This is a genomic window from Paenibacillus sp. FSL W7-1287, from assembly GCF_038004245.1.
Lineage (GTDB): Bacteria > Bacillota > Bacilli > Paenibacillales > Paenibacillaceae > Pristimantibacillus > Pristimantibacillus camelliae.
In genome coordinates this window covers 983,730-1,009,066 of record NZ_JBBORD010000001.1, presented here as the reverse complement: position 1 = coordinate 1,009,066, position 25,337 = coordinate 983,730, and the positions used below count along the sequence as shown (strand labels likewise).

Below are 25,337 nucleotides of genomic sequence, written 5' to 3'. Positions count from 1 at the left end.
TCTAGCCACCGACTATCTCGTTTTGCCTCCTCACTGATCATCTCGATCAGCTATGAACATAGTATAACATGAATGTTAGTACATTACACGTTGTAATCACTGGAAGTAGGCGAAAACTTTGCTAAGGCGTGTATACAAACTTCGAAGGGAGCAGATAACGTCCTAACGAATAACCTTCTGCTTTTCACGCAATATACGTTGAATATCACGCTGTGAATCACGCTTCGCTGCAGACTCACGCTTATCATATTGCTTTTTACCTTTACCTAGACCGATTAGCAGCTTGGCATAGCCGTTGCGAATGTAAATCTTAAGCGGAACGATGGAATAGCCTTCCTGCTTCGCTTGACCATACAGCTTCGAAATTTGTGCCTTATGCATCAGCAGCTTTCTCGCTCGGGTCGGATCAGATGGGTTATGAATATTACCTTGTTCAAATGGGCTGACATGCATATTGTGAATGAAGATCTCTCCATTACGAATGGTCGCGAACGCATCATTAATATTTGCACGGCCGTTGCGGATCGATTTAATTTCCGTTCCTGTTAGCACCATGCCCGCTTCAAAGGTCTCTTCGATGAAATAGTCATGGGAAGCCTTTTTGTTTTGAGCAAGCGGCTTATCATTATTCTTTTGTTTTCCCATGCCCGTCACCTCTCTACATCATTCTCATGGAATTATATTGTAGCAATTTGCACCTTTAAAATCAACAATCGTGCTGGTCTGAACAAGAAAGACCGCCCCACCGAGACGGTAAAGGACGGTCTTTCACACGCATTATGCGCAGGTTAGCTATTAAAGCTTAACTACGTTTTCTGCTTGTGGTCCGCGGTTGCCTTCAACTACGTTGAACTCAACTTGTTGGCCTTCTTCAAGAGTTTTGAAGCCTTCGCCAGTGATCGCGGAGAAGTGTACGAATACATCGTTACCGCCTTCTACTTCGATAAAGCCGTAGCCTTTTTCTGCGTTAAACCATTTAACTGTACCTTGTTGCATGTGAAATAGCCTCCTTAAGAGAAAAAAATTAAATAATATGCGCCTATTTCGTTGTAAAACAAAAAATTCACACATTGAAAAAGGTTCATTTGTTGCTGATGATACCCTTTTCAATATGTGAATTCAGGTAGTTCAAATCAGATAGCTTTAGTTTATAATAGGAATCAGGAAAAAGCAAGACTATTTGCCTCCTCCTGATTCAAAAAAATTACAATCGATTGATCCCCTCTATCAGCCGTTATTTCTTTCGAACAAAAGCTGACATGGACTTTTTCGCTTTTACTTTCTTCTTCTTTGCTTTGTTCGCAGATGCTGAATTGCCAGAAGAGCCTGTAGCCCCTCCATTAAACACACCGCTTTCTGACGTTTTCTTTTTGCGTTTATTGCCTAACGCAACACCTCTGCCACTGCGATCTGTCGAAGCTCGGCTACCTTTCTTCTGCTTAACCCCTGCATCGAATGGGTTGGAATAGTAAGAGTCGTTCTCCGCACTGCGAATAAACTCTCCACTATGACCTGCCTCTTGATCATAAGCATCGAAATCTAACACTAATGGTTCATTTTCACTCCACGGACTGCTTTCTTTAGAAGTGTTCGCACTCGTCCGCGGACCACGTTTAAAGTCATTATTTTTTCTTCGACCCGTCCGTTGATCCCCACCACCTTGGCGTCCACCTTTGCCGCCACGGTTTTTCGAATAAGGACCCTCTGGTCGGTCATCCTCTTTACGCTTACGACGAGCTGCTGAGTAGTTGCCTCCACCGCCGCTTTGCTTCGTAAATTCGAAATCGATGGTATGATCGTTCATATTTACACGGCTTACAATGATCTCTACCTCATCACCGATACGGTAAATTCTTGATGTACGCTCGCCAACTAAGATCATATGATCAGGGTGGAAATGGTAGTAATCATCGTGCATATCGCCTAGGCGAATTAAGCCTTCTACCGTATTTTCCAGCTCAACGAACAATCCAAAGCTCGTCACACTGCTAATGATGCCGCTGAACGTTTCTCCAACTTTATCGAGCATATACTCACACTTCTTCAAGCGATCAGTATCTCTCTCCGCTTCAACCGCTACACGTTCACGCTGCGAGGCATGCTGAGCGATATCCTGCATCTTAGCGTTTAACGCATCCTGACGCTGTGGTGACAGTGTGCCTCCATTCTCGATGACCTCCCGAATTACTCGGTGAATCATTAAGTCTGGGTAACGCCGGATAGGCGATGTGAAATGCGTATAAAACTCTGCGGCTAGTCCAAAATGTCCTAGGCTTTGCGAGTCATACTTCGCTTGCTTCATCGAGCGAAGCATCATCGTTGAGATAACGGTCGCTTCCTTTGTGCCTTGGATTTTATCAAGCAGCGTTTGCAAAGACCTAGGATGAACCGAGTTGCCTTTCCCTTTAACGATATGTCCAAAATTAGCAGCAAAGGTCATAAACGTTTGCAGCTTTTCTTGATCGGGATCTTCATGGATACGATAAATAAACGGCACCTTTAGCCAGAAGAAATGCTCAGCAACTGTCTCATTGGCTGCAAGCATGAATTCTTCAATAATTTGCTCAGCGATTGTACGCTCTCGCTTCACAATATCGACCGGCTTGCCTTGCTCATCGACAATGATCTTAGATTCCTGGAAATCGAAATCGATCGCACCGCGCTTCATACGCTTTCTACGCAAGCCTAAGGCAAGCTCCTCCATAAGCTTAAACATATCAAGCAAATCTGCATAGCGTTCCTTAAGCTCCGTTTCCGGATTTTCCTCATCAGCCTTCAAGATACGTCTAACATCGGCATACGTCATCCGTTCCGTAGTCCGAATAACACTCGTAAATATGTCATGGCGCACCTGTTTAAGTGTTCCTGGCTCAAACTCCATCTCACAGCTTAACGTTAAGCGATCTACCTTAGGGTTCAACGAGCAAATTCCGTTAGATAAGCGATGTGGCAGCATGGGTATGACACGGTCTACTAAGTAGACGCTTGTACCTCTGCGCAGCGCTTCCTGATCAAGTGCGGAGCGTTCTTTTACATAATAGCCTACATCCGCAATATGCACGCCAAGCAGGTAATTCCCATTGTCTAGTCTTTTTATATGAACGGCATCATCCAGATCCTTCGCATCGGCACCGTCTATCGTCACAATAACCTCATGACGCAAATCACGTCGGCCTTGGCTAACAATCTCTTCTTCCGTAATGTGCTCAGGGGCAGCAATCGCCTCAGCCATTACTTCTTCCGGGAATTGCTCTGGCAGCTGATGCTTGCGAATAATAGATAAAATATCAACACCAGGATCATTTTTATGCCCTAAAATTTCAATAACTTCCCCTTCAGCCGCTGAGCGACCCTCTGGGTAGATCACTATTTCTACAACGACCTTCTGTCCAGTAACTGCCCCCATCGTTTTTGCTTTAGGTATAAAAATATCTCGATTAATTCGCTGGTCATCGGGCATGACAAATGCGAACGACTCGTGATCCTCAAGTACACCTACGACTTGAGTGATCGCTCGCTGTACGACACGTACAACCTCTCCTTCCATCCGTCCGCCAGCTTCACTTTTACTCGTTATGCGAACTAATACGACGTCTCCATTCATCGCACTTTTCAAATCATTCGCATGTAAATAAACGTCAGGGTGCTCACTGTCGTCTGGAATTAGGAAAGCAAAGCCCTTTGCATGTGCCTGTACTGTTCCTCTAAGTAAATTCATACGTTCTGGAACACCAAATCGTTCATTACGTGTACGAATGATCTTCCCTTGCTCTTCTAGAGCGACAAGCATTTTCAAAAAGCTCTTAAACTCAGCTGCATCGGTAATGTTAAAATGCTGCTCAAGCTCAGAATAGGTCATTGGCTTATAAGCAATTTCCTTCATAAATTCGAGCAATTGGCTCTCGTTTACCATTCTTTGGTCTCCTTTATAACTTAATTTTCAGCATATTCGACCGTTTAATTTAAGTATACACGAATCATCCGCATTGCATCCCTTTTTATTGAGAAAACAAAAAAAGCGAGGAAATCCTCGCTTTTTAATGTACGTTTATTGATTTAGAAAATACGAAACAACTAACGCCAAAATAAAGAAACCTGCTGCTAAACCTACTGTTAAACGCTCTAGAAACAAATCTAATCCGCGTGCTTTTTGTTTACCGAATAGATGCTCCGCACCACCTGAGATCGCACCAGATAGTCCAGCACTTTTACCTTTTTGAAGCAATACAGCTCCAATTAAGCCAAGCGCGAAGACGATAAGCAAAATTTTAAAAGCAACTGCCATTTCTTCCACCTCCAGCATAGCAATCCATACAAAAACAGATAATTTTATTGTAGCATACTAGGCTAAACGACACAATAGGACAGATTGGATAGTCGCTTACCAATATTGAGCACTGTGCTGTGCTCTGTCCATGTACGTATATCACCTGTTGCTTTGCGTGTTTGTATGAAATGACTGAGTATATAGGCCACTTGATTGTTGCATGGACGGCTGCATAGATGATTGTTGCTTAGAGGTTTCCAACAGCTGCGAGAGATATTGAAAGTTTTTTTCTGCATCTTCTAGTGCTTTGTTCTTATGAAACTGCTGCTCGATATACATCACCTTCGAATCTAAGTTTTTTAAGCTAGGCAACAATTTCTTGAAGTCAATCACACCATCCTCAAGTAAGCAATCTTTTCTCCCTTCTGTCATCGTACGGATATGCAGAAAGGGAGTTCTTGACTCATAACGATGGTAGATCTCCTTAGGATCTAAGCCACTTAGAAAGATCTTACTAAAGTCCAACTCAAGCAACAGCTGATCTTCACTTAATTTCTCAATTAGCTGATCCATTATATATTGCTCCTTGCTTATTTCTACAAACTCGCGGGTGAAATTGTGAAGCACGAGCTGAAGCTTTTGTTCCTCCGCAATTTTCACAAGGCGTTCAAGAAGCTGCTGAAAGAAGATGACCTCATGTTCCTTAATATCTTCACGAATAGGCAGCCATGGAACCACGATATAGCTTGCTCCAGTCTCGGAAACAAACTTAGCCGATCGTCCAAAATCCTTTTCGATCATTTTCTCATCATATATACGCAGAGGAACATGAACGGAAGGCACCTTTAGATCCAACCTTTTTAACATCCTTCGCAGCATGGAGGGCTTATACGTATAATATCCAATGAGCTCAATGGATTGATAACCGATTTCTCTAATTTTTTTGAGCGTATGAACCAAATCATCCTCTGCAACATGTTTCACCGAATACATTTGCAATCCAAGCTGATATTCCATAACAGAACACCTCTTTATGTCATAATCGTATGCCTACATTATGACCTACTACAAAAAATTCATGCGATCACGTCAATGTGTGCGAATATGGCGAGCACAAATAAAAAAGCACTATGCCGCAATGAACGGCATAGTGCTTTTTGTATATTGCTTATTTGAATTTTTTAAGGTTGTAGAACGCTGATTTACCTGCATATTGTGCAGTTGAACCAAGTTGATCTTCGATACGAAGCAATTGGTTGTATTTCGCAACGCGGTCTGTACGAGAAGGAGCACCCGTTTTGATCTGACCAGCGTTAGTCGCAACAGCGATATCAGCAATTGTGCTGTCTTCTGATTCACCAGAACGGTGAGAAATTACTGCTGTATAACCAGCACGTTTAGCCATTTCGATAGCATCGAATGTTTCAGTCAATGTACCGATTTGGTTAACTTTAACTAGGATAGAGTTACCTACGCCTTTGTCGATACCGTCAGATAGACGCTCAGTGTTTGTTACGAATAGATCGTCACCAACCAACTGAACTTTTTTGCCTAGGCGGTCAGTAAGAAGCTTCCAACCTTCCCAGTCATCCTCTGAACAACCATCTTCAATTGTGATGATTGGATATTTATCAACCCAAGATTCAAGAAGGTCAACGAACTCAGCAGAAGTGAAGGATTTGCCTTCGCCAGCAAGAACGTATTTACCGTCTTTGAAGAACTCAGTAGAAGCAACGTCCATACCTAGGAATACATCTTCACCTGGCTTGTAGCCCGCGCGCTCAATTGCAGAGATAATTGTTGTGATTGCTTCTTCGTTAGATCCAAGGTTAGGAGCAAAACCACCTTCGTCACCTACAGCAGTGTTAAGACCTTTGTCATGAAGAACTGCTTTAAGGTTGTGGAAGATTTCCGCACCGATGCGTAGCGCTTCTTTGAAGTTTTCTGCACCAACTGGAAGAACCATAAACTCTTGAACGTCGATGTTGTTGTCCGCATGCTCACCACCATTGATGATGTTCATCATTGGAACTGGAAGAACTTTTGCGTTGAATCCGCCAAGATATGTGTAAAGAGGTACATCTAGAGCATCAGCAGCAGCACGAGCAACAGCCATAGAAACAGCAAGAATTGCGTTCGCACCTAGCTTGCCTTTGTTGTGAGTACCGTCTAATTGAATCATTTTACGGTCGATTGCTACTTGATCAAGAGCGTCAAGACCGATGATTTCTGGAGCGATGATCGTATTTACGTTTTCAACCGCTGTAAGTACACCTTTACCAAGGTAGCGAGATTTATCGCCATCGCGAAGCTCAACAGCCTCGTAAGCACCAGTAGATGCACCAGATGGAACGATTGCACGGCCTTTGCCGCCAGATTCAAGAGAAACTTCAACTTCTACAGTTGGATTACCACGCGAGTCAAGAACTTCACGTGCGTATACGTCAACGATGATAGACATTTAGTGTAACACTCCTTTTGTTTTTATATTATTATTGTACATGTAATGACCTTACTTAATCAATGTAGAACCTGTCATTTCTTCTGGTTTCTCAAGATTAAGCAGTGAAAGCATCGTCGGAGCGATATCCGCTAGAATACCGTCATTGCGAAGCTCGATATCTTGCTTTGTTACGATAAATGGAACAGGGTTTGTTGTATGTGCAGTATGCGGGTTGCCATTCTCATCAAACACCATATCAGCGTTACCATGGTCAGCGGTAATAATACACACACCACCTGCTGCATGAACAGCCTCTACCACTTTACCTACACATTCATCTGTTGCTTCTACCGCTTTAATTGTTGGCTCAAGCATACCTGAGTGACCAACCATATCAGGGTTAGCAAAGTTAATAATAATAACATCATGCTTATCCGCTTCGATCTCACGAACAGTATATTCTGCAAGCTCATAAGCGCTCATCTCAGGCTGCAGATCATAGGTTGCAACCTTTGGTGAATTGATCAACACGCGCGTTTCACCAGGCAGTTCTTTATCACGACCACCACTGAAGAAGAACGTAACGTGAGGATATTTTTCTGTTTCCGCTGTACGAAGCTGCGTCAAATTGTTCTGCGCAAGCACTTCACCAAGCGTATTATCAAGGTTTTTAGGTGAGTATGCAACTAACCCTCCAACCGTTTCACTAAATAGCGTTAAGCATACATAGAATAAGTCTTTTGGCTGCTTGTCGCCGCGATCGAATCCACGGAAATCCTCGTTCGTGAATACCTGTGACAATTGAATCGCACGGTCAGGACGGAAGTTACAGAAGATAACAGAGTCTTGATCTTCAACTGTCGCAACAGGTGCCCCTTGATCATCTACGATAACTGTTGGCAAGAAGAACTCGTCATAGACTTCCTTCGCATAGGAATCTTTAACCGCTTGTAATGGATTAGTCGCTTTTTCTCCTTCTCCATATACGAGGGCGCGGTAGGTTTTTTCTACGCGCTCCCAGCGCTTATCACGATCCATCGCATAGTAGCGTCCAGAAAGCGTTGCAATTTTACCTACGCCTAGCTCAGCAATCTTTTGTTGCAGGTGCTCTACGAACCCTTCACCGCTGCTTGGAGATACATCACGACCATCAAGGAAGCCATGTATATAAACATCACTAAAGCCTTGACGTTTTGAAGTTTCCAGCAATGCAACAATATGATCGATGTGGCTATGCACGCCGCCATTGGATAGCAGGCCGTAGATATGAAGCTTTTTACCGTTCTCTTTCGCATTGCTAATTGCTTTAATGAAGGTTTCATTTTCGAAAAATTCACCATCGCGAATTGATTTTGTAATGCGAGTTAGATCCTGGTAAACAATACGACCAGCACCGATGTTTAAGTGACCTACCTCAGAGTTACCCATTTGTCCCTCTGGTAGACCTACTGCTTCACCGCAAGCAACCAAAGTTGTGTTTGGATATTGCTGAAGATAACGATCATAGTTCGGCTTTTTAGCTTGAGCAACAGCGTTACCCACTACATCATTACGAAGACCAAAGCCGTCCATAATAATTAAAGCTACTGGTTTACGATTAGCCATCTTACTTGGCCCCCTCAACAAGTGCTACATAGGAGTCTGGCTCAAGGCTTGCACCGCCAACTAGCGCGCCATCAATATCCTGTTGACCAAGATATTCAGCAACGTTGTTTGGCTTTACACTACCGCCATATTGAATACGTACTGCGTCTGCAGTCGCTTGATCATAAAGCTCAGCTACTACGCTACGCACATAACCAATAACATCCTGTGCATCTGCGCTAGTAGAGGATTTACCTGTACCGATAGCCCATACTGGCTCGTATGCGATAACAGATTGTGCTGCCTGCTCAGCAGAGATGCCTTCGTATGCAGCTACCGTTTGAGTACGGCAAACATCTTTTGTCGTACCTGCTTCACGCTCTTCAAGATTTTCACCGATACAAATGATCGGTACTAGGCTATGTTTAAATGCAGCATGAACCTTCTTGTTTACTGTTTCATCTGTCTCAGCGAAGTATTGACGACGCTCAGAGTGACCGATCAATACATATTTTACACCTAGATCCTTCAGCATAACGCCGCTGATCTCACCAGTGAATGCACCGTTATCTTCAAAGTGAAGATTTTGAGCACCGATTGCGATCGATGTACCTTTCGCTGCTTCTACAAGCGCTGGTAGGTTAGTAAATGGTGCACAGATAACACTTTCTACACCTGCAACCTCAGCTTTACCCTTCACAGCTTCAAAGAAAGCTACAGACTCAGAAACCGTCTTAAACATTTTCCAGTTACCTGCAATAATAGGTGTTCTGCTCATTTTTAGTCCTCCTAAAAACTTGTTTGATGCATTCCTTTGTTGCTTCTTCGTGAGAAAAAGTTACTACGGAAGCATTAACCCTTTTTCGGATATTCTTCCGAAAAAATACTTCGAAAGCATAATCCAAAACTTTTTGATGCATTCCTAAGAACCTCTTCGTGAGAAAAAGTTACCTTGGATGCATGCTGGTCATTAACAGTCCTCAAGGATGTACAATCCATCGCTGGATCACACATCCTTAATCGGGCTAATCTTATTTATCGTTAAGAGCTACAACGCCTGGAAGAGCTTTACCTTCCATGAACTCAAGGGAAGCACCGCCACCAGTAGAGATGAAGTTCATGCGATCAGCTAGGCCGAATTTCTCAGCAGCTGCTGCAGAATCACCGCCACCGATAACTGTGTAGCCTTCAGTTTCAGCTGTAGCTTGAGCTACTGCACGTGTACCATGAGAGAATGGCTCGATTTCGAATACGCCCATCGGACCGTTCCATACTACTAGCTTAGAGTTTTTAATAACGTCAGCGTAGATTTCACGAGTTTTTGGACCGATATCGATACCTTCCATGTCTGCAGGAATGCTATCTACAGGAACAATTTTAGTATTCGCATTTGCACTGAATTCATCTGTAACAACGATGTCCACTGGCAAATACAAGTTTTTGCCTGCTTTTTTCGCTTTTTCAATAAATTCAAGCGTTAGATCTAGCTTACTGCTATCAAGCAAAGATTGACCGATTTCATAGCCTTGTGCCTTGAAGAATGTGTAGGATAGACCGCCACCGATAATGATGTTATCTGCGATTTCAATCATTTTTTCGATTACAGCAATTTTATCCTTAACTTTAGAACCACCAACAATCGCTGTAAATGGACGCTCAGGGTTGTTAAGAGCTTTACCTAGTACATCAAGCTCTTTCTCCATAAGCAAGCCAGATACTGCTGGTAGATGATGTGCAATACCTTCTGTAGAAGCATGCGCACGGTGAGCAGCACCAAATGCATCGTTAACGAAAAGATCAGCAAGCTCAGCGAATTGCTTTGCAAGTTCTGCGTCATTTTTCTCTTCGCCAGGGTAGAAACGCACGTTTTCAAGAAGTAGAACATCTCCGTTTTGCATGTCAGCGATTTGAGCTTTAACAGCATCGCCTACAGCTTCATTAGCTTTAACAACTGGTTTGCCAAGAAGTTCGGAAAGACGTGCCGCACTAGCAGTGTGACGTAGCTCTTCTACAACCTCGCCATTTGGACGGCCCAAGTGGCTCGCAAGAATGACTTTAGCACCTTTTTCAATGAGGTAGTTGATCGTTGGCAACGTTTCACGAATACGCTTGTCGTCAGTAATAGCACCGTTTTCTAGTGGCACGTTAAAATCGACACGCACGAATACTTTTTTACCAGCTAAATCAGCCACGTCGCGAATACTTTTTTTATTCATGGATTAGCCTCCCAATGATTTGATTATGCAATATAAAAGCAGGCGTCCTTCCTAGGGAAGAAACGCCTGCTTATAACTAGCCCTCTCTTACGCTCATGCGTTCAGTAAGGCTAAGGACCGACATCTTCATGAAGAGTCATGCCCGTCGGCTTTCTTTCCTTATAGACCTTTTGCAGCGATGTAAGCAGCTAGGTCAACTACGCGGTTAGAATAACCCCACTCGTTGTCGTACCAAGAAACAACTTTAACCATGTTACCTTCAACAACCATTGTAGAAAGAGCATCGATTGTAGAAGAAGCAGGGTCACCATTGTAGTCAGAAGATACAAGTGGCTCATCGCTGTAGTTAAGGATGCCTTTAAGAGCGCCGTTAGCAGCTTCTTTAAGAGCAGCGTTAACTTCTTCAACAGTTACGTCAACTTTAAGCTCTGCAACTAGGTCAGTTACAGAAACGTTAGGTGTAGGTACACGCATAGCCATACCGTTCAATTTACCTTTAAGCTCAGGCAATACTAGAGAAACTGCTTTAGCCGCACCAGTAGAAGATGGGATAATGTTCTCAGCAGCTGCACGAGCACGACGAAGGTCTTTATGTGGTACGTCTAGTACAGATTGGTCGTTAGTGTAAGAGTGAATTGTTGTCATCATACCTTTAACGATTCCGAATTTATCATTCAATACTTTAGCGAAAGGCGCCAAGCAGTTTGTAGTACAAGAAGCGTTAGAAATAACTGTATGGCTAGCAGCATCGTATTTATCTTCGTTAACACCCATAACGATTGTAATATCTTCGTTAGTAGCTGGAGCAGAGATGATAACTTTTTTAGCGCCGCCTTGAAGGTGAGCTTCAGCTTTTTCTTTAGCTGTGAAGATACCTGTAGATTCAACTACGATTTCCGCACCTACAGAACCCCAAGGAAGATCAGCAGGGTTGCGCTCAGCGAATACTTTGATTTCTTTACCGTTAACGATAAGAGCGCCTTCTTTAGCTTCTACAGTACCGTCGAATTTACCGTGAGTCGTATCATATTTTAGCAAGTGAGCCAAAGTGTTAACGTCTGTCAGATCGTTTACTGCTACTACCTCAACGTTAGGATTGCTGAATGAAGCACGAAATACGTTACGACCGATACGGCCGAAACCATTGATACCAATTTTAACCATTGTTATTTCCTCCTAGTCATTTGGCAAATTTAATTTATTGCAAGACGAGTGTAATTGAATTACATTTCGTCATAATGCCCATTACTTTCATTAATCCGAATAAGCTCAAGCGCTGCACTTTCATCCGTGACGAGTGCGTGATTATGACCAGATCGCATAATCGCATCCATAGCAGCAGCTTTACTCGCTCCACCAGCTACCGCAATAATACATTCGATCTGGGCGATATCTTCTAATCGCATGCCCACAGTTTTCATCTTATGGACTGGCTCGCCATGCTTATTAAAGTAGAAGCCGAATGACTCAGCAAGCGCTCCTTCTGCAACCATCTTGCGTACTTCTTCAGGATCAGTTTTTCTTCGCCTTGCCATTACAGTAGCGTCACCAATACCGTGAATAAAAATTCTTGCATTCCGGATGACTTCGACAATTTCTTTAATGGTAGGCTCTTGCATCATGGATTCATAAGCTTCCTCACTGATATGGTCAGGAACGTGAAGCAATCGGTAATGGCCGCCTGTACGCTTAGCCATCGTAGATGCAATTGTATTCGCCTGATAATCCAGGCTTTCACCTAAACCACCACGTGCTGGTACGAATACAACATCCTTTATTGTGCTTGGTAAGCTTAAATAATTTGCAACCTGAGCTGTCGTAGTGCCACCTGAGACCGCGATTACATCTCCTGATCTAATAACTCGCTTCAGAAGTAAACCGGCAGCTCTTCCAAGCTCACGCTTCGACGCCTCAGACTGCTCTGAATTACCTGGAACTACAATGACGTGCTGCAAGCCATACAATGTCTGAAGCTTTTTTTCTAGATCTGAGCTAACAAAAACATGTGGATCAAGCTGTTCTAATTGCTCTAGCACCTTCTTACCATCTTCGCTTAGCGACATGCCTGAAGGTGAGATCAATAAAAGACCTTGTTCCTTTAACAGCTCCGTTTCCGCTCGCAGTACACGTTCTGTCATCGCCATCACATTAGCGAGTGCTCGACGCCCGATTGTTCCTGCTAGCATTACTTGCTGTAAAATCTTGTAGCGTTTGCTCATCACATCTAAAAGCTCAGGTACTAGCTGCCGCTGCAGTTCAATAAGCTGTCGCATTATACCATCACTCCGCGTGAACTATATTGGAAACACCCGACGTGGACAAAAATTGTCCCTGTGGTATTATTTAAGTCCCACATATATTGTACCTAATCTTTAACAGCATCGCAAGTGCGCTTTTACGATGTAAACGATTACTTATTTAATTTATGTATAAAGATATTTGATACAGTTTGAGTTTTACCATTGAGAATCCTAGTTATACTTTCGAATATCGCTTATGCAAAAAGGCATGAATAGGTTTTGATCGGATAAACACTTGATTCATTGAATAAAATCCAATACAATATAGTAGTTGCGCCCGTGGTCCAATGGATATGACGTAGGCCTCCGGAGCCTGAGATCTAGGTTCGATTCCTAGCGGGCGCGCCACTTACATACGTATAACATCATTAATGTTCATAGAATAAAGGGCAGTGCAATCATCTCCCCAGAATAAAACAGGATGGAAAATGACTATATCTCATTTTTCTATCCTGTTTTTTTATTCATAGCAATGAAGGTGATGTACATTCGGAGTGTTTAGCTACTAGCAAATCAGGTCATACTATGTAACGTAGAAGTGAGTTTGACCATCTTTGACTTTTAACAAAATTTCTATTATTATAAATTACATACTACTAAATAGGAGGATTGGTTAATATGAACTTTGTGCCTATGGTTATCGAACAAAGTAATCGTGGAGAACGCTCTTATGACATTTATTCTCGTTTGTTAAAAGACCGTATTATTATGCTTGGCTCTGGTGTTAACGACGTTGTGGCCAATTCTATTATTGCGCAGTTGCTTTTCTTGGCTGCTGAAGATCCAGAGAAGGATATTCATCTATATATCAACTCTCCTGGCGGTTCCATTACTGCTGGTATGGCCATTTACGATACGATGCAATATATTAAGCCCGATGTATCTACGATCTGCGTAGGTATGGCTGCTTCAATGGGTGCTTTTCTACTAACAGCTGGAGCGAAAGGCAAGCGCTTTGCATTGCCAAATAGCGAAGTTATGATTCATCAGCCGCTAGGTGGTGCTGAAGGTCAAGCGAGCGACATCGCGATTCGCGCAAAACGTATCATCAATATGCGTGAAAAGCTAAATCAAATTTTAGCTGATCGCTCTGGTCAGCCTATTGAGCGAATTAATCAAGATACAGATCGCGATTACTTTATGAGCGCACAAGAAGCTGTCGAATACGGCTTGATTGATAAAGTAATTGAAAGAGTTAACTAATTAACCATTCAGGTTGATTTGTCTCTGCTTGTACAGATCTTGCAGGACTGCAGTTCATCGGTTGTTCAGATGCAGCTGCAGTCCTTTTTATTTCACCTTTCTTATGTAGCGTGTAACCGCACATATCCAGCCAACAACGGTATAGTTCACCATGGCTATATAGCATCAGCATCATAAATCCCAATCCATCACTTTCTACATAAACAAACACACTTTCTACATAAACAAACAACATAAACTAAGTCAATAAAGCCCATATCATTTATCACATTTAATAATCCACTGCTCATTGTGATAAAAATCACATATCTATTTCTGACTGTCATATATGATGAAATTGTAATAGATCACAGTACGACTTGCATTGTTGGAGGAGTCAATATGGAGACAGAAGCATTATATCAAGTTGAAAAGCTGGCATTAAAAAAACTGAAAATTTACGATCAAAGTATTCTGCGCTATCTATTGCGTTCAATGGTTGCGAGTATGTTTATCGGCTTCGGCGTTATCGTTGCCTTTAAGACAGCAAGCTTCTTTTACGAGGTCCATTCTCCTTTTACGTATCCAGCAGCTGCTTTGACATTTTGTATAGCCATCATATTAATTTCTTACGGTGGCGGTGATTTATTCACAGGAAATACGTTCTACCTTAGCTTTAGCGCACTTCGCAAAAAGTTAAGCTGGAATAAGGTTCTACGATTGTTGTTGTTGAGCTATGTCGGCAATATCATCGGAGCTATCTTCTTTGCAGTGTTCACATGGGCTACGGGATTATTTGATAGTGAGCAAATTCATGGATTTTTGTTGAAGGTGGCACACAATAAAGTCGATGCATCGCTTATGGAGATTTTTTTTCGAGGCATATTATGTAATTGGCTTGTCTGCCTAGCGTTCTTCGTTCCCTTCATGATGAAAGCCGATGGAGCAAAAATGCTAGTTATGATTTTATTAGTGTTCAGTTTCTTCATTGCAGGTTTTGAACATAGCATAGCGAATATGTCTGTATTTGCCATTTCTATTGCAGCACAAGGCTGGGGAGCTTTGACGATCGAACAGATTTTACACAATTTAATTCCCGCTACATTAGGCAATATTATAGGCGGCAGTGTATTTATGGCTATGTTTTACTACTATATTAACAAACCTTATTTTAATGAAAGTGGGGATGACGTATGAAAACGAGAAAAGTTGTAGTTATTGGTGCAGGTTTTGTTGGTTCTACAACCGCCTATACACTAATGTTACGTAATCGTGTCAATGAGCTAGTATTAATCGATGTCAATCATAAGAAAGCTGCGGGAGATGCACTGGATATTAACCATGGTATGCCTTATATCGGAGGGGCAAAGCTATGGGCAGGAAGCTACGAGGACTGTGCAGGAGCTGAGATCATCATTATTACAGCAGGTGCAGCACAACGTCCTGGCGAGACGCGTACTGATTTGTTAAAGCGTAATGCAGATATTTTCGATAGCATCATTAAACAAATCCTACCTTACAACAAGGAAGCCATTCTGTTAATTGCAACAAATCCAGTTGATATTATGGCATACGTTACACTTAAGAAATCTGGCTGGCCTGTTAACCGTGTTATCGGCTCTGGTACATTGCTGGACAGCGGACGCTTCCGCTATCTAATCGGTAAGGAGCTAAAGATCGATCCGCGCAGCGTGCATGCTCATATTATTGGAGAGCATGGTGATTCTGAGCTTCCAGTATGGAGCCTTGCTAACGTTGCTGGTGTTGACATCGAGCTTGATGAAGAGACGAAGGAAAACCTCTTCCTACAAACACGTGATGCCGCCTATGAAATTATTGAAGCAAAAGGCGCTACCTATTATGCGATTGCGCTTGCCCTTGACCGAATTGTTACAGCAATATTAGATGATGAGGGCGCTGTACTCAATGTATCTACGCTGCTAGATAATTATTGCGGAGTTTCTGATGTCTATCTTGGCGTACCGTGCATCGTCGACCGAAGCGGTGTTCGTAAAGCGCTGGAGCTTACGCTTACGAGTGAAGAGCAGGCTTTATTCGAAAAGTCTGCGAATAAACTGAAGGAGCTCATTAAAAGCATTGAGCTTGACGATTAAATCCGAATAAGTCCGATTAATTAAAGAGGCTGCCAATGTTCCTAACATGAGGATAATTGGCAGCCTTTATTACATGAATTATTGGTTTTCGAGCTCTTCCTTGCTTACAAGTGCAATCAGTGCATTAACCGCTTGCTCTGCGTCAGAACCATCAGCACTAATTGTAATTTCTGTGCCTGAGCTAATTGCAAGACTCATGATTCCCATGATCGACTTAGCGTTCACTTTCTTCTCGTCTTTTTCCACAAAAACCTCAGAGGAAAATTTGTTCGCTTCTTGTACGAATAACGCTGCAGGTCTAGCATGTAAACCTGTTTTCAAACGAACAACTACTGGAAGCCTTGCCATGAAAAACATACCCCCTATATTTAAAGTCAAATATGATAATCGGACATTTAGAGCTTTATTAGTTATTATACCATTTTAAGCCCATTTCTACTAGGTTAAAGTTGAGCCATTCCTTATTTTTTCTGCCATCTCGTCAATTTTACGTAAACGATGATTCACACCTGACTTACTTACCTTAACCTTTAACAGCTCTCCAACCTCAGTTAGATTAAGATCAGGATGTGCCAATCGTATTTCAGCAACCTCACGTATTTTTTCTGGCAGATTCTCCAGTCCAATTTCTTTTTGCAGCAATTTTATATTATCGATTTGTCTGACCGCAGCCCCAATCGTTTTATTCAAATTCGCCGTCTCACAATTTACGATTCGATTCACTGAGTTACGCATATCTCGCATGATGCGGACATCCTCAAACTTGAACAATGCTTGATGCGCACCAATAATATTGAGTAGCTCAATGATTTTCTCGCCTTCCTTGATATAAAAAATAAAACCTTTTTTTCGTTCGATGCAACGAGCATTTAGATTAAAGCCATTAGCAAGCTCAACAAGTGCTTGGCAATGCTCCTCATACATAGATGCGATCTCCAGATGATAGGAAGACCCCTCTGGATTATTTACAGAGCCGCCAGCTAGAAACGCGCCACGAAGATAGGAACGCTTACAGCAGTTTTTGCGGATAATGTTGCGATCAATGCCCGAGTTAAACATAAAGCCTTCCGAAACAATACTTAGATCGGTCAACATGTCCTGCACTTTCTCTGGCAAACGAACAATATACACATTATTTTTTTTCAAGCGCATTTTTTTACGTACAAGTAATTCAACATGAACATCAAAATGCTTTTTTATGAGCGTGTAAATGCGGCGTGCTATTGCGGCATTCTCTGTCGAGATGTCCAATACGACCTTGCGGCTTGATAAGCTAACAGCGCCATTCATCCGAATCAATGCGGCAAGCTCCGCCCGCTCACAGCACGGCTCTGTTTCGACCATCGTTAATTCTTTTTTTGTTTGTGCCGCAAAAGACATGCTGCTCTCACCTCTTTCTAAGCATCCAGTTTTCAACCAATTTATAAATATGATGACTTAATCGCTCTGCATCATGTCGTAAAAACGTCCGGAATAGAACGAGTTGATCGGCAATAACCTGATAACCGCGCTTCGTAACCTCGTCTATGTCCAACTGGACGGCTTTTGCTCCAATTTCCGCATACTTACTTTCTACATGTGGCGGTATTTCTCCGTTATTAACGATTACATAATCGAATAAATGATGACCGATATGATCATAAATTGCATCCAAATGATCGCTTACAGAATAATTGTCAGTTTCCCCAGGTTGAGTCATTACGTTGCATACAAATAATTTGACAGCGTCCGATTCAACAATTGCCTGTGCCAGCTTCGGAACGATCAAATTCGGCATAATGCTTGTATATAAGCTTCCTGGTCCGATTAAGATCGCATCAGCCTGTTCCAGTGCCTCAACAGCCTCTGGCAAAGCTTCAACATCCTGCGGTTCTAAGAACACACGTTTAATCGATCCATTGGCCTTAGGAATCATCGATTCACCGGTCACAATCGATCCGTCGCTCATCTCCGCCTTTAGTACAATGGCACGATTAGCAGCTGGCAGCACCTTGCCTCGAACAGCAAGCACCTGCGACAACTGTCTAATACCTGTTACAAAATCCCCAGAAATATCTGTCATTGCGGCTAACATTAGATTACCAAGCGTATGACCTGCAAGTCCTGTACCATTCGTAAAACGATACTGCAGCACCTCAGCAAGCAGTGGTTCCGCGTCTGCTAATGCGGATAGCACATTACGTATATCTCCTGGCGGAGGAATATGCAGCTCATTACGCAATATACCAGAACTGCCACCATCATCTGCAACCGTTACAATTGCAGTTATATCAAGAGGCTTTTCCTTCAAGCCTCTTAGCATAACGGAAAGACCTGTGCCGCCACCAATAACTACAATTTTGGGACGTCTAACGACCTTTTGCACGATATGCATGCTCCCCTCTCATTATGTCCTGTCGCGCTCTGAATCACGATGGCTTACACGTATTTGCTCCGAGTCCTTCAGCTTTAAATATTTGCCCAAATACTCGGAAATCGCTACTGAACGATGCTTTCCTCCGGTGCAGCCAATTCCTATGACGACCTGACTTTTTCCTTCTTCATCATATTGTGGAATCAGATATTCAAGCATGTCGACGAGCTTTGAGAGAAAGGTGTGCGTTTCAGGCCATTTCATAACATATTCATAGACATCCGGATGTTGACCTGTATTTGGTCTTAGCTCATCAATATAATGCGGATTAGGTAAAAATCGAACATCAAATACAAGGTCAGCATCAAGAGGAATTCCATACTTAAAGCCGAAGGATGTAATATTAACAATAAGAGAACGCTGCTGCGTCTGACCAAAATGATTGATTAAACGCTCCTTCAGCATTGCCGGCTTCAGATCACTTGTATTAATCGTTAAAGACGCCTTCCCTTTTAAGTCTTCCAGCAGTGCACGCTCTGCTTTTATCCCTTCAAGCGGCATACTTTGCTGAGACATCGGGTGTCTGCGTCTGCTTTCCTTATATCTTCGAACGAGCGTTTCATCACTTGCATCTAAAAATAAAATTTCACAATTAATCGTATGATGCTCGTTCATATATTCTAACGCTTCAGAAAGTGCAGTAAAAAACTCACGCCCTCGCAAGTCAATGACAAGGGCTACCTTCCCAATCTTACCGTTTGATTGTTCTATCAACTCGGCAAACTTTGGAATGAGCACCGGAGGCAAATTATCCACGCAGAAAAAGCCTAGATCCTCTAAGCTTTGCACCGCGATCGTTTTACCTGCTCCCGACATCCCCGTAATAATAACTAGCTGGGACAAATTCGTTGCTGGTTCCATGAGCAACACCTACTATCCTCTTAAAATTAAACCTGCAGCACCTACAATACCTGCGTTATTACCAAGAACAGCTGGGACAATCTTCACATTTTCCTTAGAAGCGTCCTGTGTATACTTATCAAATACTTCACGGATTTGATCGAATAGGAAGCCTCCAGCCTTCGACACTCCTCCGCCAACAATAAAGCATTCTGGATTTAGGATAACAGCCATCATTGCCATCGAGCGACCTAGATAATAAGCTGCGCGCGCAACAATACGAGTAGCAACCTCATCTCCTGCTTTAGCAGCATCCAGAACATCCTTCGCCATAATTTTCTCTACATTAGAAAGCGTCGTACGATCACCTCGCGCAACCGCTTCCTCCGCCATACGAATAATACCCGTTGCAGAAGAAACCGTTTCAAGACAACCCACCTTGCCGCAGCCGCATTGAATCGCTTCAAGATCGGGAACGATCGCCATATGACCAAGCTCACCTGCTACACTTTGAAAGCCTTCAACAATTTTACCGTCAATAATAATTCCGCCGCCTACACCTGTTCCAAGTGTATACATGACGCAGTTAGCGATTCCACGACCTGCCCCTGCCCAAGCTTCACCTAGTGCAGCCACATTCGCATCGTTGTTTACTTTAATAGGCACTTGGAGTTCCTTCTCTAAAGCACCCTTTATATCAACATCGTTTATATATAGATTCGGTGAGTGCTTCATATAGCCATTAGGAATATCTAAAAATCCAGCAATTCCGATGCCAGCACCTTCTACTTGTTCCCATGAATAAGAGGACTCTTCAACAATTTGTTTTACGTATTTCGCAATGTTATGAAGAATAGCATCTGACCCTTTGTCGACCTCTGTTGGGCCTTCAAAGGTTTGTAATAAGTTACCTTCAGCATCGCAAATACCAAGCTTAATCGTCGTACCGCCTACATCAACACCAACATAAATTTTTTCGGACATGACTCCACCTCATTCATATATAAAGTTCCATTTCAACTATAAGCGTTCCGCCGTTTACGGTCAAGCATGACCACAGCAAGCAAAATCGCTAGTCATTAGGTTCAAATTCTAAGTCGACTAACCCCTCAGTTCACGCATCGTAATCAAAGTCGAACTTTTTGAACTACCTCTTCAATAAAGGTTCAAAAATTCGGCTTTCAGCACCAAAGCATACGCTTCCGATGCGCGTTTTTCCAAAACGCTGTATTTGAACGAAGCGAAGGCCTGAGGGGCGCAGCGTACGAATTGGGTACGTGAGCACCACAAGGCCAAGCTGAATTCAAAATTCGACGTCGACTAAGCCCACAGTATAACATCGTGATCAAAGCCGAACTATTTGAACTACCTCTTCAATAAAGGTTCAAAAATTCGGCTTTCAGCACCGAGAAGTTTGAAAGAAGCGCAGGCCTGAGGAGCGCAGCGTACGTAGTGGGTACGTGAGCACCACAAGGCCAAGCTGAATTCAAAATTCGACGTCGACTAAGCCCACAGTATAACCTCGTGATCAAAGCTGAACTTTTTGAATTACCTCTTATACCATGGTGCTTTTAGTTTGCTTTTTATCCCCAACACCGCATCAATCTCCTTCACACGCTTACTGATCGTCGTGATGCTCGTTCCATAGCGAACAGCAGCTTCATGATACGTAATCGGCTTATTGTACAGCTTAGCTGTCAAATACTCCAAAGCGGCTGCCCAAGCCTCCAGCTTAGTTAGCTTGGATGTCGATACATAACCCTTGGATAGATAGTTGATCCATAGCGTAATCATGTCATGCTGCCAGATGGCGTTATAACGCCTCGCTGTATGTGCAAGCGAAAGCTCTGCTACTCTCTCCCATAGCGGATCACAATCTGCGAGATTGCTGCTGCTTTCCAATGTTGGCACACGCTGCGCATCAACCTGCATCAGCTTGCCTCCAAGCATAACATCGAACGCATCCTCCATGCCCATGGATCGCAGGGCATACATCACAAGACGCTTAACGTAATCATCCTCGTCCTGCTTCAGTAAATATTGCTTTAGCATGTCTTCAACTGCGACATCATAGCATGCATCCAGATCATTAATAGCTTTTAGCTTTGCTTCACGATCACTATATTGAAAGGCCCAGAACAAATATGCTCGCTTGAATATAGACTCAAGCTGTTCGCCTCGTTCCCTTGCCTGCTGCTCCCATGCCTCCACCTGTTCTTCTACCGTACTAAAGTAGCTGTACGATAGCGAAGGCTGAAGCGGCAATCCTGGCTTCATTTGCTTCAGCAATATTAGGAAGAACTGCGGGAGCTGTGACTGCTCATCCATGCTGCGCGTCATCAGCCAAAACTTCTCTGCCAGCTCTAGCTTACCGATATTGCAGGCCGCGACAGCTGCAAAGTGGCTAATGCAAGGGTCCTTTTTCGCCTCACCCTGCTTCGTTAGCCGCTGAAAGTGTCGCAGTGCTGCAGCATGCTCCTTCACGATGCCCATCGTTGTTGCCAGCTTAAACAGATGCTCTTGATAGAACGGGTCCAGCTTAGTAAGCATAGCAACTAGCGGCTTAAGCTTATCTTGGCTACCCTCATAATGGTAGAAGATTGCCAGGTTACATAATGCATGCAAATTTGCGGGATCCTGCTTCAGCACAGCCTCAATCGCTTGCTTAGCGTCGTTAGTCATACCAACATAGTAATAGGCCAATGCAAGATTGTTATGAGCTGCTAGAAAGTCTGGTGTTTCCTCGGTTATCGTCTCCAACAAACGGATAGCCTCAAGAAACTTTCCTTCTTCAAGCATCTCTCGAGCACGAATATGCTCATACACACCAGCTCTAGCCTTTACCTTCGTAAGAGGTGTCGGCCGCTCTAGCTCATATTGAAGGAGCTCAATCATTTCCTCGGCTTCCTCTAGAAAGTGACCTTCCTCATCCTCTTGCAAATAATGAAGAAGCTCTCGCTCTGCTTCTTCAAAGTACTCCATATTCGCAAAATTGTTTGCCATGTAAAAATGGCACTCGGTCATATCTGGGTCGATCTCATTAATTACCTTTTGAAGTATATGATTAGATTCACCGTACTTGCCAATCTCTGATAGCACGCCGGCCATATTGCAATAATTTATAGGATTATTTGGTTCGTAATCAACAGCTTTTTGGAAGTATTTAAGTGCCTTGTCATAATGGAAACGGTCCAAGGAGCGAATGGCTCTCTCATAAAATAAATTAGCATCAAGCTGTAGTAATGTAATTCCGTGCTGTTCTCCTGATACTTTCTTGTTTTTCTTCATGGTCAAGGCACCTCCTTTTTTAATACGTCAATTATAGCACAGTCCCAACCGAACATATAATGACAAATAAAAAACCGCGGATGACTATTGTCAATCCGCAGTTTAATCCGTTTCCCATTACAGCCCATTGTTTTTGAACAATACGCTAATGGAACCACCATCAATAATAATTTTTGTAGCCTCTGCTAGAAGCGGAGCTACTGTTAATACTTTAAAGCGATCAGGTGTATCATTTGGCAACGCGATCGTGTCTGTTACAATGACTTCCTTGATGCTTGGATGATCTAGTCGTTTAATCGCATCGCCCGAGAATAGTGGGTGAGTTGCGCAGACGTAAACATCCTCTGCACCATGCTCCTTTAAGCTTTCAACAACATTAATGATTGTACCGCCAGTATCAATCATATCCTCTATAATGATCGGTGTTTGTCCAGCGACATCACCAATAACATGCGTAATCGATGATTCATTGTGGGCAGAACGCTTTTTAATCATAATAGCGAATGAAGTATCCAAATAATTCGCAAGCTTTTCAGCTGTTGTCGCGCGTCCAGCATCTGGAGATACGACGACCGGATTTTTAATATTTTTCGCTTTCAGATGAGCACTAATTAGATCTAATGCCGTCATATGATCAACTGGAATATTGAAGAATCCTTGAATAGCCGGGGCATGGAGGTCAATAGTAATGACACGTGTAGCACCAACTGTTGTTAACACGTCGGCAAGCATCTTAGCCGAGATTGGTTCACGCGGAGCTGCTTTTCTCTCCTGTCGCGCATAGCCGTAATACGGCATTATAATATTAATTGTACGCGCGGATGCACGTTTTGCCGCATCAATCATAACGAGCAGCTCAACAAAGTGCTCATTAATTGGATGGGAAAACGATTGAACTAGAAAAACGTCACAATTTCGAATCGTTTCCTCATAGTGTACATAGATCTCACCACTTTTGAAGCGAGATAATTTAATAGCTCCTAATGGCATTCCCAGATGTTCACTGATCTTTTGAGCTAAAGCCGGATTGGACGAGCCCGAAAAAATACGCACTTTGTCGCTTAACATGATACCCTCCTGAGTACTTCAAACATATAAATTAAATGTAAACGAAGCATTTCTACTTGTCCTATTATACATTGAATTTTTCAGAATTCAAAAAGAAATAGTACTATTTTTCGACAAAATGAAAAATTTAACGCATTTTATTCGTTGTTGGCTTTCCATGTCGATCTTTTAATTCGCCTAAAATCGCGTCAAACGGAAGTCCACGCTCACGCAGCAAAACCATAAGATGGAATATAAGATCACTTGCTTCTGCTCGCAGCTCATCATTATCTTTGTTTTTTGCAGCAATGATAACCTCCGCAGCTTCCTCTCCGACCTTTTTCAGTATTTTATCGACACCTTTGTCGAATAGATAGGTCGTATAGGTTCCTTCTGGTCTTTCAGCGAAACGCTGAGCAATCGTTGTCTCCAGCTGTCCAAGCATAGCAAAACGATCACTACCTTCTGAAGCTGCTGAAGCCTCTTGCTGTCCACCTTCAAGCTGTAATGGCTGTGTAAAGCAGCTATAGCTACCTGTATGACAAGCAGGACCGATCTGCTCAACCTTAACTAGCAATGTATCTCCATCGCAGTCATAGCTCATGCTCGTAATGCGTTGCTTATGCCCGCTCGTAGCCCCTTTATTCCATAGCTCATTACGCGATCTACTCCAGAACCAAGTATATCCCGTTTCCTGAGATAGCTTTAATGATTCCTCATTCATGTAGGCAAGCATAAGCACTTCTTTGCTTTGTGCATCTTGAACAACGGCAGGAACAAGACCGCTGGCATCCCATTTAATCTCACTTAAACTCATCGCACCTCTACCCCTTTTGCTCGCAGATCTTCCTTCACTTCAGCAATAGTCATTTCTTTATAGTGAAAAATTGTCGCTGCAAGAGCTGCATCTGCCTTTGCTTGCTGAAATACTTCAGCGAAATGCTCAACTTTACCCGCTCCTCCAGAGGCAATCACTGGTATGCCTACACTTTCACTAACTGCCTTCGTCAAAGCAATGTCGAAGCCATCCTTCGTTCCATCAGCATTCATGCTCGTTAGCAGAATCTCACCCGCTCCAAGCTCTTCCACTTTCGCAGCCCATTCTACCGCGCGTAGTCCTGCTGGCTTGCGTCCGCCATGCGTATAGACTTCCCAATCCTGCCACTCATCATTATATCGAGCATCAATCGCGACAACGATACATTGAGCGCCAAAGCGGCGAGAGCCCTCTGTAATTAGCTCTGGATTCAGTACAGCAGCGGTATTTATTCCAATTTTGTCTGCACCTGCGCGTAGAATGCGTGTCATATCGTCCACGCTCGAGATTCCCCCGCCAACCGTAAATGGAATCTTAATCTCTCCAGCAGTGCGCTTTACGACATCAACCATCGTTGCACGACCTTCTACAGAAGCTGAAATATCTAGAAACACTAGCTCGTCTGCGCCTTCCTGATCATAGGTTGCAGCTAGCTCTACAGGGTCCCCAGCATCTCTCAAATTAACAAAGTTAACCCCTTTTACAACACGCCCATCCTTTACATCCAAGCACGGAATAATTCTCTTTGCCAACATCTATACGCCTCCTTCTCAGGTCTAACACCTGTTCATCGTTCATCGTCCAAGCTCATACTGCTATATCTAAG

24 protein-coding genes and 1 tRNA gene are annotated in these 25,337 nt (G+C 43.0%); 4 read left to right on the top strand and 21 right to left on the bottom strand.

What is annotated here, in order from left to right; genetic code table 11:
• Window positions 1-162: 162 nt before the first annotated feature.
• The 11 genes from smpB to NSQ99_RS04625 all read right to left on the bottom strand — a co-directional run bounded on the left by smpB (window position 163) and on the right by NSQ99_RS04625 (window position 12,783).
• Window positions 163-645, bottom strand: coding sequence for an SsrA-binding protein SmpB (gene smpB / locus NSQ99_RS04675; protein WP_251671023.1), 483 nt, complete (start codon window positions 643-645; stop codon window positions 163-165).
• A gap of 150 nt (window positions 646-795) precedes the next feature.
• Window positions 796-996: a cold-shock protein gene (locus NSQ99_RS04670; RefSeq protein ID WP_251671024.1), complete on the bottom strand. Its 201-nt coding sequence runs from the start codon at window positions 994-996 to the stop codon at window positions 796-798.
• Window positions 997-1,234: 238 nt separating this feature from the next.
• A complete protein-coding gene (rnr, locus tag NSQ99_RS04665) occupies window positions 1,235-3,913 on the bottom strand; it encodes a ribonuclease R (protein ID WP_340835367.1) in 2,679 nt (892 codons plus the stop codon).
• A 135-nt stretch (window positions 3,914-4,048) separates the two neighbouring features.
• A complete protein-coding gene (secG, locus tag NSQ99_RS04660; RefSeq protein ID WP_251671026.1) occupies window positions 4,049-4,285 on the bottom strand; it encodes a preprotein translocase subunit SecG in 237 nt (78 codons plus the stop codon).
• 141 nt (window positions 4,286-4,426) lie between these two features.
• On the bottom strand, window positions 4,427-5,284 hold the full coding sequence (locus NSQ99_RS04655) for a sugar phosphate isomerase/epimerase family protein (protein WP_251671027.1): 858 nt from the start codon (window positions 5,282-5,284) through the stop codon (window positions 4,427-4,429).
• Window positions 5,285-5,435: 151 nt separating this feature from the next.
• Complete coding sequence (gene eno, locus NSQ99_RS04650; protein ID WP_251671028.1) at window positions 5,436-6,728, bottom strand: phosphopyruvate hydratase; 1,293 nt, start codon at window positions 6,726-6,728, stop codon at window positions 5,436-5,438.
• Window positions 6,729-6,779: 51 nt separating this feature from the next.
• On the bottom strand, window positions 6,780-8,315 hold the full coding sequence (gene gpmI / locus NSQ99_RS04645; protein ID WP_340835366.1) for a 2,3-bisphosphoglycerate-independent phosphoglycerate mutase: 1,536 nt from the start codon (window positions 8,313-8,315) through the stop codon (window positions 6,780-6,782).
• A gap of 1 nt (window position 8,316) precedes the next feature.
• Complete coding sequence (gene tpiA, locus NSQ99_RS04640) at window positions 8,317-9,072, bottom strand: triose-phosphate isomerase (RefSeq protein ID WP_251671032.1); 756 nt, start codon at window positions 9,070-9,072, stop codon at window positions 8,317-8,319.
• 253 nt (window positions 9,073-9,325) lie between these two features.
• A complete protein-coding gene (locus NSQ99_RS04635) occupies window positions 9,326-10,510 on the bottom strand; it encodes a phosphoglycerate kinase (RefSeq protein WP_340835364.1) in 1,185 nt (394 codons plus the stop codon).
• A gap of 159 nt (window positions 10,511-10,669) precedes the next feature.
• Entirely contained in the window at window positions 10,670-11,674 is a 1,005-nt protein-coding gene (gene gap, locus NSQ99_RS04630) for a type I glyceraldehyde-3-phosphate dehydrogenase (RefSeq protein ID WP_251671035.1), read from the bottom strand.
• A 59-nt stretch (window positions 11,675-11,733) separates the two neighbouring features.
• On the bottom strand, window positions 11,734-12,783 hold the full coding sequence (locus NSQ99_RS04625) for a sugar-binding transcriptional regulator (RefSeq protein WP_251671037.1): 1,050 nt from the start codon (window positions 12,781-12,783) through the stop codon (window positions 11,734-11,736).
• Between the two features lie 300 nt (window positions 12,784-13,083).
• On the opposite strand from NSQ99_RS04625, the gene NSQ99_RS04620 reads away from it, so the two are divergent.
• A tRNA-Arg gene (locus tag NSQ99_RS04620) sits at window positions 13,084-13,158 on the top strand.
• 270 nt (window positions 13,159-13,428) lie between these two features.
• Window positions 13,429-14,013, top strand: a complete 585-nt coding sequence (gene clpP / locus NSQ99_RS04615; RefSeq protein WP_251671039.1) for an ATP-dependent Clp endopeptidase proteolytic subunit ClpP — start codon at window positions 13,429-13,431, stop codon at window positions 14,011-14,013.
• Here the strand turns inward: clpP and NSQ99_RS04610 are convergent.
• On the bottom strand, window positions 14,006-14,197 hold the full coding sequence (locus tag NSQ99_RS04610) for a hypothetical protein (protein ID WP_340835363.1): 192 nt from the start codon (window positions 14,195-14,197) through the stop codon (window positions 14,006-14,008). The genes clpP and NSQ99_RS04610 overlap by 8 nt on opposite strands.
• Window positions 14,198-14,394: 197 nt before the next feature.
• Between NSQ99_RS04610 and NSQ99_RS04605 the strand changes: the two genes are divergently transcribed.
• The gene (locus NSQ99_RS04605) at window positions 14,395-15,189 is read left to right on the top strand and encodes a formate/nitrite transporter family protein (RefSeq protein ID WP_340835362.1); all 795 of its coding nucleotides are present in this window, start codon (window positions 14,395-14,397) and stop codon (window positions 15,187-15,189) included.
• A complete protein-coding gene (locus NSQ99_RS04600; RefSeq protein WP_251671043.1) occupies window positions 15,186-16,106 on the top strand; it encodes an L-lactate dehydrogenase in 921 nt (306 codons plus the stop codon). The genes NSQ99_RS04605 and NSQ99_RS04600 overlap by 4 nt, the downstream gene beginning before the upstream one ends.
• A 78-nt stretch (window positions 16,107-16,184) precedes the next feature.
• Here NSQ99_RS04600 and NSQ99_RS04595 read toward each other — a convergent pair whose 3' ends face one another.
• The 9 genes from NSQ99_RS04595 to hisF all read right to left on the bottom strand — a co-directional run bounded on the left by NSQ99_RS04595 (window position 16,185) and on the right by hisF (window position 25,266).
• On the bottom strand, window positions 16,185-16,454 hold the full coding sequence (locus NSQ99_RS04595) for an HPr family phosphocarrier protein (RefSeq protein ID WP_251671044.1): 270 nt from the start codon (window positions 16,452-16,454) through the stop codon (window positions 16,185-16,187).
• Window positions 16,455-16,544: 90 nt separating this feature from the next.
• On the bottom strand, window positions 16,545-17,486 hold the full coding sequence (gene whiA, locus NSQ99_RS04590) for a DNA-binding protein WhiA (protein ID WP_251671046.1): 942 nt from the start codon (window positions 17,484-17,486) through the stop codon (window positions 16,545-16,547).
• Between the two features lie 7 nt (window positions 17,487-17,493).
• Complete coding sequence (locus tag NSQ99_RS04585; protein WP_340835361.1) at window positions 17,494-18,480, bottom strand: gluconeogenesis factor YvcK family protein; 987 nt, start codon at window positions 18,478-18,480, stop codon at window positions 17,494-17,496.
• Between the two features lie 12 nt (window positions 18,481-18,492).
• Window positions 18,493-19,380 (bottom strand): RNase adapter RapZ, encoded by an 888-nt coding sequence (rapZ, locus tag NSQ99_RS04580; protein ID WP_251671050.1) that lies wholly within the window; start codon window positions 19,378-19,380, stop codon window positions 18,493-18,495.
• Window positions 19,381-19,392: 12 nt separating this feature from the next.
• Window positions 19,393-20,343 carry an ROK family glucokinase gene (locus NSQ99_RS04575; RefSeq protein ID WP_340835357.1) on the bottom strand — a complete coding sequence of 317 codons (951 nt, stop codon included), beginning with the start codon at window positions 20,341-20,343 and terminating at the stop codon, window positions 19,393-19,395.
• Between the two features lie 564 nt (window positions 20,344-20,907).
• Window positions 20,908-22,647 (bottom strand): tetratricopeptide repeat protein, encoded by a 1,740-nt coding sequence (locus NSQ99_RS04570; protein WP_340835354.1) that lies wholly within the window; start codon window positions 22,645-22,647, stop codon window positions 20,908-20,910.
• A gap of 117 nt (window positions 22,648-22,764) precedes the next feature.
• Window positions 22,765-23,715 (bottom strand): ribose-phosphate diphosphokinase, encoded by a 951-nt coding sequence (locus NSQ99_RS04565; protein ID WP_251671062.1) that lies wholly within the window; start codon window positions 23,713-23,715, stop codon window positions 22,765-22,767.
• 127 nt (window positions 23,716-23,842) lie between these two features.
• Window positions 23,843-24,511: a bifunctional phosphoribosyl-AMP cyclohydrolase/phosphoribosyl-ATP diphosphatase HisIE gene (gene hisIE / locus NSQ99_RS04560; RefSeq protein WP_251671064.1), complete on the bottom strand. Its 669-nt coding sequence runs from the start codon at window positions 24,509-24,511 to the stop codon at window positions 23,843-23,845.
• Entirely contained in the window at window positions 24,508-25,266 is a 759-nt protein-coding gene (gene hisF, locus NSQ99_RS04555; RefSeq protein WP_251671066.1) for an imidazole glycerol phosphate synthase subunit HisF, read from the bottom strand. Before hisF ends, hisIE begins: the two co-directional genes overlap by 4 nt.
• Window positions 25,267-25,337: the final 71 nt, after the last annotated feature.

Coding starts and splice junctions, on each gene's coding strand:
- eno (WP_251671028.1), bottom strand. CDS start 6,728: ATGTCTATCATCGTTGACGTATACGCACGTGAAGTTCTTGACTCGCGT.
- NSQ99_RS04670 (WP_251671024.1), bottom strand. CDS start 996: ATGCAACAAGGTACAGTTAAATGGTTTAACGCAGAAAAAGGCTACGGC.
- NSQ99_RS04570 (WP_340835354.1), bottom strand. CDS start 22,647: ATGAAGAAAAACAAGAAAGTATCAGGAGAACAGCACGGAATTACATTA.
- smpB (WP_251671023.1), bottom strand. CDS start 645: ATGGGAAAACAAAAGAATAATGATAAGCCGCTTGCTCAAAACAAAAAG.
- hisIE (WP_251671064.1), bottom strand. CDS start 24,511: ATGAGTTTAAGTGAGATTAAATGGGATGCCAGCGGTCTTGTTCCTGCC.
- NSQ99_RS04575 (WP_340835357.1), bottom strand. CDS start 20,343: ATGTCCGAAAAAATTTATGTTGGTGTTGATGTAGGCGGTACGACGATT.
- NSQ99_RS04625 (WP_251671037.1), bottom strand. CDS start 12,783: ATGCGACAGCTTATTGAACTGCAGCGGCAGCTAGTACCTGAGCTTTTA.
- NSQ99_RS04595 (WP_251671044.1), bottom strand. CDS start 16,454: ATGGCAAGGCTTCCAGTAGTTGTTCGTTTGAAAACAGGTTTACATGCT.
- rnr (WP_340835367.1), bottom strand. CDS start 3,913: ATGGTAAACGAGAGCCAATTGCTCGAATTTATGAAGGAAATTGCTTAT.
- NSQ99_RS04565 (WP_251671062.1), bottom strand. CDS start 23,715: ATGTTAAGCGACAAAGTGCGTATTTTTTCGGGCTCGTCCAATCCGGCT.
- NSQ99_RS04585 (WP_340835361.1), bottom strand. CDS start 18,480: ATGCATATCGTGCAAAAGGTCGTTAGACGTCCCAAAATTGTAGTTATT.
- tpiA (WP_251671032.1), bottom strand. CDS start 9,072: ATGAGCAGAACACCTATTATTGCAGGTAACTGGAAAATGTTTAAGACG.
- gpmI (WP_340835366.1), bottom strand. CDS start 8,315: ATGGCTAATCGTAAACCAGTAGCTTTAATTATTATGGACGGCTTTGGT.
- hisF (WP_251671066.1), bottom strand. CDS start 25,266: ATGTTGGCAAAGAGAATTATTCCGTGCTTGGATGTAAAGGATGGGCGT.
- whiA (WP_251671046.1), bottom strand. CDS start 17,486: ATGTCTTTTGCGGCACAAACAAAAAAAGAATTAACGATGGTCGAAACA.
- rapZ (WP_251671050.1), bottom strand. CDS start 19,380: ATGGAACCAGCAACGAATTTGTCCCAGCTAGTTATTATTACGGGGATG.
- NSQ99_RS04605 (WP_340835362.1), top strand. CDS start 14,395: ATGGAGACAGAAGCATTATATCAAGTTGAAAAGCTGGCATTAAAAAAA.
- secG (WP_251671026.1), bottom strand. CDS start 4,285: ATGGCAGTTGCTTTTAAAATTTTGCTTATCGTCTTCGCGCTTGGCTTA.
- clpP (WP_251671039.1), top strand. CDS start 13,429: ATGAACTTTGTGCCTATGGTTATCGAACAAAGTAATCGTGGAGAACGC.
- NSQ99_RS04655 (WP_251671027.1), bottom strand. CDS start 5,284: ATGGAATATCAGCTTGGATTGCAAATGTATTCGGTGAAACATGTTGCA.
- NSQ99_RS04635 (WP_340835364.1), bottom strand. CDS start 10,510: ATGAATAAAAAAAGTATTCGCGACGTGGCTGATTTAGCTGGTAAAAAA.
- NSQ99_RS04600 (WP_251671043.1), top strand. CDS start 15,186: ATGAAAACGAGAAAAGTTGTAGTTATTGGTGCAGGTTTTGTTGGTTCT.
- gap (WP_251671035.1), bottom strand. CDS start 11,674: ATGGTTAAAATTGGTATCAATGGTTTCGGCCGTATCGGTCGTAACGTA.